Source organism: Streptomyces sp. NPDC050263 (assembly GCF_040655955.1).
Classification (GTDB): Bacteria; Actinomycetota; Actinomycetes; order Streptomycetales; family Streptomycetaceae; genus Streptomyces.
Window position 1 is genome coordinate 99,934 of record NZ_JBFAKW010000002.1, and the last position, 11,516, is coordinate 111,449.

The window sequence follows — 11,516 nt, forward strand, 5'->3', positions numbered from 1 at the left end:
GCAGAGGGGTTCGCAGAGGGGTTCGCGGAATGGTTCGCAGAGAGGTCGGCGGAGAGGTTCACAGCGGGGCGCGCAGCGCGGTGCGCGCGGCGGCGCACGTCGGCCGCCGCCTCGCACACATGTCACCTGTCTGCCATAAGTTGCCCCGGTCCATCCCCCGGAAAAGCATGGGGAGGTGAGCTATCTGCGTCTGCCCCACCTCAGCGGTGACCTGTTGTGCTTCGTGGCCGAGGACGACCTCTGGCTGGCCCCCCTCGACGACCCGGGCCGAGCCTGGCGGCTCACCGTCGACCGGACGAAGGCCGGGCACCCCCGCTTCTCCCCCGACGGCCGCCGGATCGCGTACACGAGCTGGCGCAGTCTCGTCCCCGAGATCCATCTGGTGCCGGTCGAGGGCGGACCGGGCCGGCGGCTGACCTACTGGGGCGGCTCCGACACACAGGTCTGCGGCTGGACACCCCCTGACCAGGACGGCAACACCGACATCCTCGCCGTCGCCTCCCACGGCGAGCCCTTCTCCCACTTCACCTGGGCCTACAAGGTCCCCACCGACGGCTGCCCCGGCCGCAAGCTCCCCTGGGGCCCGGTCTCCGACCTCCAGGTCGCCGACCTCGACGGCGAACGCAAGACCCTCCTCCTCACCGGCACCCCACCGCACGAACCGGCCGCCTGGAAGCGGTACCGGGGCGGCGCCACGGGCCGGCTGTGGCTGCACGGACAGCGGCTCCTGGCGGACCTCGACGGCCATCTGCACTCCCCCCTCTTCGCCGGCGGCCGGATCGCGTTCCTCTCCGACCACGAGGGCGTCGGCAACCTCTACTCCTGCGCCTACGACGGCTCCGACCTGCGCCGGCACACCGACCACGACGCCTTCTACGCCCGGCACGCGTCGAGCGACGGGACCCGGGTGGTGTACCAGTGCGCCGGGGACCTGTGGATCGTCGACGACCTCACCGCCGGATCCGGGCCGCGCCGCCTCGACGTCCGGCTGAACGGTCCGCGGGCCGGGCGGCGGCCGTACCAGATCCCGGCCGCCCAGCACGTGGACGGCATCTCCGTCGACGAGACCGGACGGGCGAGCGCGGTCGTCGTCCGCGGCAGCCTCTACTGGCTGACCCACCGGGACGGCCCCGCCCGGACGATCACCGACACCCCCGGGGTCCGGGTGCGGCTGCCGGAGATGCTCGGCTCGGGCGGCCAGGTCGCCTATGTGACGGACGCGGAGGGCGAGGACGCCGTCGAGATCGCCTACCTGCCGCGGGCCACCGGCGAGCGCGAGCCCCGCAGGCTCGCCTCCGGGGAACTCGGCCGGGTCCTGGAGATGGTCTGCGACCCGCAGGGCGAGCGCCTCGCCCTCGCCGCGCACGACGGCCGGCTCCTGCTCATCGACGCGACCGAGGACTCCGACAGCGAGGTCACCGAGGTCACCGAGGTCATCTCGTCCGTCAACGGACCTGTGCGCGACCTGGCCTTCTCACCGGACGGGACCTGGCTGACCTGGTCGCATCCGGGCATCGGGCGCTCCCTGCGGCAGATCAAGATGGCCCGCATAAAGGACCGGCTGATCGTGGACGTGACCAACGGCCGCTTCGAGGACGAGAACCCCGTGTTCACGCGGGACGGCCGCTACCTCGCCTTCCTCTCCTGGCGCGGCTTCGACCCGGTCTACGACGTCCACACCGGCGATCTGTCCTTCCCGCTCGGCTGCCGCCCCTACCTGGTGCCGCTCTCCTCGGCGACCCCCTCCCCCTTCGCCCTCACCCCGGAGGGCCGGCCGGCCGCCGGCGGCCTGGACCCGGTGGAGGACGACGAGGGCGGCGACGGAACGGTGACCGTCGAGATCGAGGGACTGGAGAACCGGGTCACGCCCTTCCCCGTGACGGCGTCCAAGTACTCGGCGATGCATCCGGTGGCGGGCGGCGGGCTGGTGTGGCTGCGCTGGCCGATCTCCGGCGCGCTGGGCGAGACGTTCGCCAACCCGGACGACACCAGCGGGCGGCCCACCCTCGAACACTTCAACATCAGCAAGGCGAAGAAGTCCGAACTCGTGGACCACCTCGACTTCTTCGCGCTCAGCGGCGACGGCAGCCGGCTGGTCCTGATCGACGAGGGCGAGCTGCGCGCGGTGCCGTCCAGCGAGTCCGGGGACCTCGACTCCACGGTCTGGATCGACCTGCGGCGCATCCTGCACGAGGTGGACCCGGGCGCCGAGTGGCGGCAGTCCTACGAGGAGGCCGGGCGGCTGATCCGCGCCTACTTCTGGGACCCGGGAATGTGCGGGATCGACTGGGACGCGGTGCTGGACCAGTACCGGCCGCTGGTCGAACAGGTCGCCTCGCCGGACGAGTTCGCTGACCTGCTGCGCGAGGTGCTGGGCGAACTGGGCACCTCCCACGCGTACGTCACCGCCGCCCGGCGAGGCGAGGGCCCGCCGCACTACCAGCGCCTCCAGGGCCTGCTGGGCGCCAACTTCGTGCACCGGGAGGGCGGTTGGGCCGTCCGGCGGATCCTGCCCGGCGACTCCTCGGACTCCAAGGCGCGCTCCCCGCTGGCCGGGACCGGGATCCGGGAGGGCGCGGTGCTCACCCACGTGGACGGCCGGGAGGTCGACCCGGTGACCGGCCCGTACCCGCTCCTCGCCGGAGCGGGCGGGACGACGGTCGAGCTGACCTTCACCCCGGCAGAGGACGAGGCGGGCCGCTCCCGCCGGGTGGCCGTGGTCCCCCTGACCGACGAACGCCCCCTGCGCTACCAGGACTGGGTGGCCAAACGGCGTGCCGTGGTACGGGAGTTGAGCGGCGGCCGGTGCGGCTATCTGCACATCCCCGACATGGGCGGCTCTGGCTGGGCCCAGTTCAACCGCGACCTGCGCATGGAGGTGTCCAGGCCCGCGCTGATCGTGGACGTGCGCGGCAACGCGGGCGGCCACATCAGCGAACTGGTGGTGGAGAAGCTGACCCGCACGATCCTCGGCTGGGACCTGACGCGGAACGCCCAGCCGGTGTCCTACGCGTCGAACGCGCCGAGAGGCCCGGTCGTGGCCCTCGCCGACGAGGCGACCTCCTCCGACGGCGACATGATCACCGCCGCCTTCAAACTCCTGAAACTGGGCCCGGTGGTCGGCCAGCGCACCTGGGGCGGCGTGGTCGGCATGACCGGCCGCCACCGGCTGGGCGACGGCACGGTCATCACCGTCCCGATGAACGCGGCCTGGTTCGACGCGTACGGCTGGTCCGTGGAGAACAAGGGCGTCATCCCCGACCTGGAGGTCCTGCGCACCCCCCTCGACTGGGCCGAGGGCCGCCACGCCCAACTCGACGACGCGATCCAACTGGCCCTGGACCTCCTCGCCACCAGCCCCCCGGCCACCCCGCCCGACCACACCGACGTCCCCGACCGCAGCCGCCCGAAACTGCCGCCGCGGGCTTCTCCTTGAGCGCTGCCATCGCTCTCCACCCGTCCTTGTCTACCCTTGCTCCCGCAGCCGCCGGTCCAGCGCCAGCGACAGTTCCGCGTCCATCACGCTCGTGGCCAGGGGACGCAGCCGGGGCAGGTCGTCCTCGGTCGTGTGGCGCAGGATCAGGGCGGTGAAGAGGTCGGCGAGGGCGTCGGCGTGTTCGCGCACGCGCACGCCGGCCGCCAGGACCTCGGCGAGCGGGATGCCCTCGCGGACCAGGGCGGCGGAGACGTCCAGCAGCCGTCGGCTGACGTGGACGATCTCGTCGCCGTCCGTGCCCAGATAGCCGAGTTCCAGGGCGGCGGCGAGGTTCTCCGGGGTGACCTGGCCCTCGAAGCGGGCGGCGAGCTCCTCGGGGGTGAGCCGGACCGGCTCCTCCTCGGTGGGGCCGCCGACGCCGAGGAGGTCGGCGACGTCCCGGCCGTGGTCGAGGGCGTCGGCCAGCTCCGCGATGCCGTTGAGGGTGTGACCGCGCTCCAGCAGCGCGGCGATCGTGCGCAGCCGGGCCAGGTGATGGTCGTCGTACCAGGCGATGCGGCCCTCGCGGCGGGGCGGGGCGAGCAGTTTGCGTTCGCGGTAGAAGCGCAGGGTGCGCACCGTGATGCCGGCCTCCCCGGCCAGCTCCTCCGTCCGGTACTCCCGCTTCTCCGTCACGGGCGAAGCCTATGTTCTACCGCCGGTAACTCTCCCTCTCCCGGCCCTACCCATCGGTACGGAGCTGCTCTACGCTCCCATTGCGCCAGTGTTCACTGGCGCGGTCCGTAGAGTCGCACGCACGGCTGGGAGGTGTCGGGATGACCGAACACGTACGGGTGGCGGTGATCGGATCCGGCTTCGGTGGGCTGGGGGCCGCCGTGCGGCTGCGCCGCGAGGGGATCACCGACTTCGTCGTCCTGGAGCGGGCGAGCAGCGTCGGCGGGACCTGGCGGGACAACAGCTACCCGGGGTGCGCCTGTGACGTGCCCTCCCACCTGTACTCCTTCTCCTTCGCACCCAACCCGGACTGGCCGCGCACGTTCTCCGGGCAGGAGCACATCCGCGCCTATCTGGAGCACGTCGCGGACGTCTTCCGGCTCCGGCCGCATCTGCGCCTCGACTCCGAGGTCCTGCGGATGACCTGGGACCCGCAGGAGCTGCGCTGGGACATCGAGACGAGCGGCGGGCGACGCTACTTCGCCGACGTCGTCGTGTCGGCGACCGGGCCGCTGTCCGATCCCAAGGTTCCGGAGATCCCCGGGCTCGGCTCGTTCCCCGGCAAGGTGTTCCACTCCGCTCGGTGGGACCACGGCCACGATCTGCGCGGCGAGCGGGTCGCCATGGTCGGCACGGGCGCGTCCGCGATCCAGATCGTGCCGGCCATCCAGCCCGACGTCTCGCGGCTGACCCTCTTCCAGCGCACCCCGCCCTGGGTGATGCCCCGCGTCGACCGGGCCGTCAGCGGCGCCGAGCGCGCCCTGCACCGAGCCCTGCCGGTCACCGCCCAGCTGCGCCGCGGGCTCCTTTGGGGCCTTCGGGAACTCCAGGTCCAGGCGTTCACCAAGCATCCGAACGAACTCGGCCTGGTCGAGCAGATCGCGAAGCGGAACATGGCCCGCGCCATCAAGGATCCGGCTCTGCGCGCCAAGCTCACCCCCGACTACCGCATCGGCTGCAAGCGGATCCTGCTCTCCAGCGCCTACTATCCGGCCCTCGCGCAGCCCAACGTGGACGTCGTCGCGAGCGGGCTGAGCGAGATCCGGGGGTCCACGCTCGTCGCCGCCGACGGGAGCGAGGCCGAGGTCGACACGATCGTCTTCGGCACCGGGTTCCATGTCACCGACATGCCGATCACCGACCGGGTGGTGGACGCCGACGGGCGGACCCTCGCCGAGAGCTGGAAGAACGGCATGGAGGCCCTGCGCGGCGCCTCCGCCGCGGGTTTCCCCAACTGGATGACGATCATCGGCCCCAACACCGGCCTCGGGAACTCCTCCATGATCCTGATGATCGAGTCCCAGCTGAACTACATGGCCGACTTTCTGCGGCAGTTGGACGTCCTCGGGGGGCGCGCGGCGCTGGACGCCCGGCCGAGCGCCGTGCACGCCTGGAACGCGCGGGTCCAGGAGCGGATGCGGCGCACGGTGTGGAACACGGGCGGCTGCACCAGCTGGTACCTGGACGCGAACGGCCGCAACACCACCGTCTGGCCGGGCACGACCGCCGAGTTCCGCAAGGCCACGCGACGCGTGGACCTCGCGGAGTACGAGGTCCTGCGGGCCCCCGCCGTCACGGCCGGGAAGGACGACGAGAGGGACGAGGTGACGGCGTCGTGACGGCCTACCGCGAACTCACCGCCGTCTCCGCCGACGGCGCCCCGCTGCACGTCGAGATCCACGGCCCCGATCACGGCCCCGAACCCGATCACGGGACCGCGCCCGCCGTCGTCCTCGCGCACGGCTGGACCTGCTCGACGGCCTTCTGGGCGGCCCAGATCCGCGATCTCGCCGTCGACCACCGCGTCATCGCCTACGACCAACGCGGCCACGGGCGCACCCCGGCGAGCTCGGTGTGCAGCACGGACGCCCTCGCCGACGACCTGGAAGCCGTCCTCGACGCGACGCTCGCACCCGGGGAGAAGGCCGTCATCGCCGGTCACTCCATGGGCGGCATGACGGTGCTGGCCGCGGCCTCGAGAGGCGGGTTCCGGGAGCATGCGGTGGCCGTCCTGCTGTGCAGCACCGGCGCCTCGCGGCTGGTCGCCGAGTCCACCGTCGTGCCCCTGCGGCCGGGCCGGCTGCGGACCTGGCTGACCCGGCACGTCCTCGGGTCGCGGGCGCCGCTCGGCCCGGTCACGCCGATCGCCAAGCGGATCCTGAAGTACGCGACGATGGGCGCCGGTTCGGCCCCGCACATGGTGGACGCCTGCGCCCGGATCGTGCACGCCTGTCCGCGCCGGGTGCGGTACGCCTGGTCGCATGTGCTGAGCCTGCTCGATCTCGACCACGGGGTACGGGAGTTGCGGGTGCCGACGGCGGTGCTGGTCGGCACCGGCGACCGGCTGACCCCGCCGGTGCACGCCCACCGGATCGCCGCGGCCCTGCCCCGGTCGCTCGGGGTCACCGAACTGCCCGGCCTCGGCCATATGACGCCGGTCGAGGCGCCCGACCTGGTCACCCGCAGAATCCGGGAACTCGTCACCACGTACGCACAGTTGAAGGAGGGCGCATGAGCAGCAGGGGCGGCAGGGTCGGTCTGGAAGGGCAGGTGGCCGTCGTCACCGGGGCCGCGCGGGGCGTGGGCGAACTGCTCGCCCGCAAGCTCTCCGCGCGCGGGGCGAAGGTCGCGTTGGTCGGCCTGGAGCCGGACGCGCTCAAGCAGGTCTCCGAGCGGCTGCACAGCGACAGCGACCACTGGTACGCCGACGTCACCGACCACGAGGCGATGACACGGGTCGCGGCGGAGGTGAAGGAACGCTTCGGCAAGGTGGACATCGTGGTCGCCAACGCGGGTGTCGCGTCCGGCGGGCCCTTCGCCGACTCCGACCCCGAGTCCTGGCGGCGGGTCGTCGAGGTCAACCTGATCGGCTCGGCGGTCACCGCCCGCGCCTTCCTGCCGCTGCTGAAGGAGAGTCGCGGCTATCTGCTCCAGATCGCCTCGCTCGCCGCGATCGCCCCGGCGCCGATGATGACCGCGTACTGCGCGTCCAAGGCGGGCGTGGAGGCGTACGCGCACAGTCTGCGCGCCGAAGTCGCGTACCAGGGCGTCCGGGTCGGCGTCGGGTACCTGTCCTGGACCGACACCGACATGGTGCGCGGGGCCGATCAGGACGAGGTGATGCGGGAGTTGAGGCAGCGGCTGCCGTGGCCGTCGAACAAGACGTACCCGCTCGGACCGGCCGTCGACCGGATCGTGGCCGGCATCGAACGGCGCTCCTCGCATGTGTACGGACAGTGGTGGCTGCGGGGCATGCAGGGCGTGCGCGGCTACCTTCCCGGGATCGTCGGGACGATCGGCGGACGCGAGATGAAACGGTTCGCGCCCAGGCTGCAGGGGATCCGGACGGGGCTGGTGGGCGCGGGCGGCACCGCAGACGAGCAGGCCAGGACGGCGGGAACCACGCAGCGTAGTTGATCGACATGCGCGCCGTGACCGCCCATGTGAATCTGGTCGAGGCCCCACCACGGGGCCCCACCCCCCTCATCTCCCACAGGAGTGAACCCACATGGGTATGAAGGACAAGTTCCAGGACCAGTCCGAGCAGTGGAAGCAGCAGGCCAAGCAGAAGGCCGAGCAGGCCAAGGAGCAGGCTCAGCAGCGCGGCAAGCAGCGCCCCGGCGAGCGTCCGGGAGAGCGGCCGAGCGAGCGGCCGAGCGAGCGGCCGGGTGCGCACCAGGGTGCGCGGCCGGGTGCGCGGCCGGGCGCGCGGCCGGGTGAGGGCGACGCGGAGCGGATGCGGCGCGAGCAGGAGGACCGGCTGAGCCAGGACTACGACATGTAGTCGTGTTCCCAGGCGTAGCCGCAACGCCCGGCTTCTGCCGGTGACTCAGGGTGCCCTTCTCGGAGGGCGCCCTGAGTTCGTTCCGGGTTCCGTGCGGTTTCCGGTTCCCTCACATGTCGAACGTCACGGTGACCGGAGCGTGGTCGGACCACCGCTCCCCATGGCTGGCCGCCCGCTCCACGACCGCCTTGAGGGCCCGCGCCGCCAGTCCGGGCGAGGCGACGGCGAGGTCGATCCGCCATCCCGAGTCGTTGTCGAACGCCCGCCCCCGGTACGACCACCAGGTGTACGGCCCCTCCACGTCCGGATGCAGCTCGCGCACGACGTCGACGTAACCGCCGTCCGTCGGGGCGAGGACCCGGCTCAGCCAGTCCCGCTCCTCCGGCAGGAAGCCGGAGTTCTTCTGGTTGGCACGCCAGTTCCTGAGGTCGGCCTGCTGATGGGCGATGTTCCAGTCGCCGCAGACCAGGACCTCGCGGCCGTCGGCGGCGGCGCGGACGCGCAGGTCCTTCAGGTGGGCCAGGAACTCGGTCATGAAGCGGACCTTCTCGTCCTGCCGGTCGGTGCCGACCTCGCCGGAGGGAAGGTAGAGGGAGGCGACCGTCACACCGGGCAGGTCGGCCTCGACGTAACGGCCGCTGCCGTCGAACTCGGCCGAGCCGAAGCCGATCCGGACGGCGTCCGGTTCGCGGCGGGTGTAGAGGGAGACACCGGCGCGGCCCTTGGCGGCGGCCGGGGCGTGGGTGACGTGCCAGCCCTCGGGGGCACGGACCGCCTCCGGCAGTTGCTCGGGCTCGGCGCGCACCTCCTGGAGGCACAGCACGTCGGCGGAGGTGTCTGCGAGCCACTCCACGAAGCCCTTCTTCGCGGCGGCACGCAGTCCATTCACGTTCACGGAGGTCACGGTCAGCACCCGGGCACGATACCGGCACACTGGACCAGGTCCAGTTCCCGCCTTCACGATCGTGTACAAATATACTGTGAGTGACATGAATATACGCCGGGTGCCCTTCGACCACCCCGACGCGGTCAAGCTCAACGACGAGGTCCAGGCCGAGTACCACGAGCGCTACGGCGACGGCGGCGACGCCACCGTCCTGGAGCCGTCCGACTTCCTCCCGCCGCGCGGGGTGTACCTCATCGCCTACGACGAGACCGATCGCCCCGTGGCCACCGGCGGCTGGCGCAGCCAGGACGAGAACGGCGAGGGCAACCGGGACGGCGACGCCGAGCTGAAGCGGATGTTCGTCGTGCGGGACATGCGCGGCCGGGGCCTGGCACGGCGGATGCTCGCCGAGTTGGAGACGGACGCGCGGGCGGCCGGGCGGATCCGGATGGTCCTGGAGACCGGCACCGAGCAGCCCGAGGCCATCGCCCTGTACACGGCCACCGGGTACGAGCCGTGCACGAAGTTCGGCTACTACCGCGAGTTCGACTCCAGCCGCTGCTTCGCCAAGCCCCTCGGTCTCTGAAGCCCCTCAGCTTCTGAAGCCCCTCAGTTGCTGGAGCCACGTATTTGCTGAAGCCCTCAGCTTCTGAGGTAGGCCAGTACCGCGAGCACCCGGCGGTGGGTGTCGTCGGCCGGGGGCAGGTCCAGCTTCGTGAGGATGCCGCCGATGTGCTTGCCGACGGCCGCCTCCGACACCACCAGCGCCCTGGCTATCGCCCCGTTGGACTTCCCCTCCGCGACCAGCCCCAGCACCTCCCGCTCGCGCGGGGTCAGCCGGGCCAGCGGGTCGCGGCGCCGACGCAGCAACTGCCGTACGACCTCCGGATCGACGACCGTGCCGCCGGCCGCGACCGCGCGCAAGGCGTACACGAACTCCTCGACCTGGCCGACTCGGTCCTTGAGCAGATAGCCGACGCCGCTGCCGTCCCCCGAGTCGAGCAGTTCGGCGGCGTACGCGCGCTGGACGTACTGGCTGAGGACGAGCACCGGAAGCCCCGGCCGCTCGGCGCGCAGCCGGACAGCCGCGTGCAGCCCTTCGTCCTGGAAACCGGGCGGCATCCGGACGTCGGTGACGACGACGTCGGGCGCGTGCTCCGCGACCGCCGTGAGCAGCGCCGACGCGTCGCCGACCGCCGCGACGACCTCGTGGCCGAAGCGGGTGAGCAGGGTCGTCAGGCCGTCGCGGAGGAGGACGCTGTCCTCGGCGAGGACGACACGAAGTCCTCGTTCATCGGTAGGGGCGTCGGTGGGGGCGTCGGGGTCGGCTCGCAAGGGATCTCCACACGCAGCAAGGTCGGTCCGCCGGGCGGGCTGGTCACGGACAGTGTTCCATCCAGCACCGACACTCGGTCCGCGAGACCGGTGAGCCCGGTGCCGCGCGTGCGGTCGGCGCCGCCGCGGCCGTCGTCGGACACCTCCAGCACGAGCAGCCGGCCGTCCCGGTGCTCGACGCGCACGCGCGCGCGTGCCGCCCCGCTGTGCCGGGCCACGTTGGCCAGGGCCTCACGGACCACGAAGTGGGCCGCGGCCTCCACCGCCTGCGGCAGCCGGGCCGCCTCCGGCAGCGCGCACTCCACGTCCACCGGGACCGGCGACCGGTCGGCCGCGTCGGCGACGGCCGCCGCCAGGCCGTGGTCGGCGAGCACCTTGGGGTGGATGCCCTGGATCAGCTCCCGCAGCTCGGCGAGCACGGCGCCGGCCTCGTCCTGGGCGCGCGCGAGCTGCTCGGCGAGCGGGCCGCCGGGCGGGGCGTCGAGCCGGGCCAGGCCCAGAGCCATGCTGAGGGCCACGAGGCGCTGCTGGGCGCCGTCGTGCAGATCGCGTTCGATGCGTCGCCGCTCCGCCTCGAAGGCGTCGACCAACCGCGCCCGGGACCGGGTCAGTTCGACGACCCTGGCCTCCCGGCCGCCGTCGCGCGGGGCGACCAGCCGACGGGTCAGCGCGGCGCGCGCCCCGGCGGCGGCGCCGAGGACGTACGCGCCGCCCGCCAGCAGCAGCACGCCCAGCACGGCGGAGCCGAACGCGCCGGGCTGGCCGGTGACCGTCCACAGTTTCACCACCCGCACCTCCCGCCCGCCGCCGACCGTCGCCAGCAGCAGCGGGGTCGCGGCCATCGCCAGCGGCAGGACCAGGGCGACCGTGAGCAGGACCGCCTCGGCCGGCCAGAGCAGGCAGGCGGCGAGGAGGGTGTGGCCCAGCTCGCGCCAGGTGGCGCGGTCGCGCAGCCGGGTGGTGAGCCAGGCGCGCACGCCGGGCGTACGGACCTCGGCGTGCGCGCCGGGCGCGGGTTCCCCGTCGACCCACCGCAGCCTGTGCCGCTCCAGCGCGCCCACGGGCAGCCCGACGAGCACGGTGACCGCAAGCAGGGGCAGCCCGACGACCACGACCGCCAGAACCCCGCCGACGACCACCCACACCCCCAGCCCCACCAGCGCGATCGCCCCGCCGACGGCCCCCGTCAGCAGATAGGCGACGGCCCGCCAGGGCCACGACGAGCGCAGATAGCCTGGCCGGGACAGCGCCTGCCACACGTCTCGCGGCTCCGAGGGCTGCAAAGGATGCAAGGGCTGCAAGGGCCGCAAGGGCCGCAAAGGATGCATACGGATCACCGTAGGAGCGCGGCCGACGGCCTG

General features: G+C 72.6%; 10 protein-coding genes. 6 read left to right on the forward strand and 4 right to left on the reverse strand.

Translation table 11 applies throughout. The annotated features are described in order from the left end of the window. The first annotated feature begins 175 nt into the window (after positions 1–175). Positions 176–3,436, forward strand: a complete 3,261-nt coding sequence (locus AB0J04_RS01345) for a S41 family peptidase (protein WP_363166298.1) — start codon at positions 176–178, stop codon at positions 3,434–3,436. A gap of 30 nt (positions 3,437–3,466) precedes the next feature. On the opposite strand, the gene AB0J04_RS01350 is transcribed toward AB0J04_RS01345, so the two are convergent. Next, entirely contained in the window at positions 3,467–4,111 is a 645-nt protein-coding gene (locus AB0J04_RS01350) for a MerR family transcriptional regulator (protein ID WP_363166299.1), read from the reverse strand. Positions 4,112–4,251: 140 nt separating this feature from the next. On the opposite strand from AB0J04_RS01350, the gene AB0J04_RS01355 reads away from it, so the two are divergent. From AB0J04_RS01355 to AB0J04_RS01370, 4 genes are all read left to right on the forward strand, one after another. After that, on the forward strand, positions 4,252–5,769 hold the full coding sequence (locus tag AB0J04_RS01355) for an NAD(P)/FAD-dependent oxidoreductase (protein ID WP_363166300.1): 1,518 nt from the start codon (positions 4,252–4,254) through the stop codon (positions 5,767–5,769). Next, positions 5,766–6,665 carry an alpha/beta hydrolase gene (locus AB0J04_RS01360; protein WP_363166301.1) on the forward strand — a complete coding sequence of 300 codons (900 nt, stop codon included), beginning with the start codon at positions 5,766–5,768 and terminating at the stop codon, positions 6,663–6,665. The genes AB0J04_RS01355 and AB0J04_RS01360 overlap by 4 nt, the downstream gene beginning before the upstream one ends. After that, a complete protein-coding gene (locus AB0J04_RS01365) occupies positions 6,662–7,567 on the forward strand; it encodes an SDR family oxidoreductase (protein ID WP_363166303.1) in 906 nt (301 codons plus the stop codon). The genes AB0J04_RS01360 and AB0J04_RS01365 overlap by 4 nt, the downstream gene beginning before the upstream one ends. 91 nt (positions 7,568–7,658) lie before the next feature. Continuing rightward, complete coding sequence (locus AB0J04_RS01370) at positions 7,659–7,934, forward strand: hypothetical protein (RefSeq protein WP_363166304.1); 276 nt, start codon at positions 7,659–7,661, stop codon at positions 7,932–7,934. A 109-nt stretch (positions 7,935–8,043) separates the two neighbouring features. Here AB0J04_RS01370 and AB0J04_RS01375 read toward each other — a convergent pair whose 3' ends face one another. Further along, complete coding sequence (locus AB0J04_RS01375; RefSeq protein WP_363166305.1) at positions 8,044–8,847, reverse strand: exodeoxyribonuclease III; 804 nt, start codon at positions 8,845–8,847, stop codon at positions 8,044–8,046. A gap of 76 nt (positions 8,848–8,923) precedes the next feature. On the opposite strand from AB0J04_RS01375, the gene AB0J04_RS01380 reads away from it, so the two are divergent. Beyond that, a complete protein-coding gene (locus AB0J04_RS01380) occupies positions 8,924–9,406 on the forward strand; it encodes a GNAT family N-acetyltransferase (protein ID WP_363166306.1) in 483 nt (160 codons plus the stop codon). 56 nt (positions 9,407–9,462) lie between these two features. On the opposite strand, the gene AB0J04_RS01385 is transcribed toward AB0J04_RS01380, so the two are convergent. After that, positions 9,463–10,155: a response regulator transcription factor gene (locus tag AB0J04_RS01385; RefSeq protein ID WP_363166307.1), complete on the reverse strand. Its 693-nt coding sequence runs from the start codon at positions 10,153–10,155 to the stop codon at positions 9,463–9,465. Next, positions 10,056–11,402, reverse strand: coding sequence for a sensor domain-containing protein (locus tag AB0J04_RS01390; RefSeq protein WP_363166358.1), 1,347 nt, complete (start codon positions 11,400–11,402; stop codon positions 10,056–10,058). The genes AB0J04_RS01385 and AB0J04_RS01390 overlap by 100 nt, the downstream gene beginning before the upstream one ends. Between the last annotated feature and the right edge of the window lie 114 nt (positions 11,403–11,516).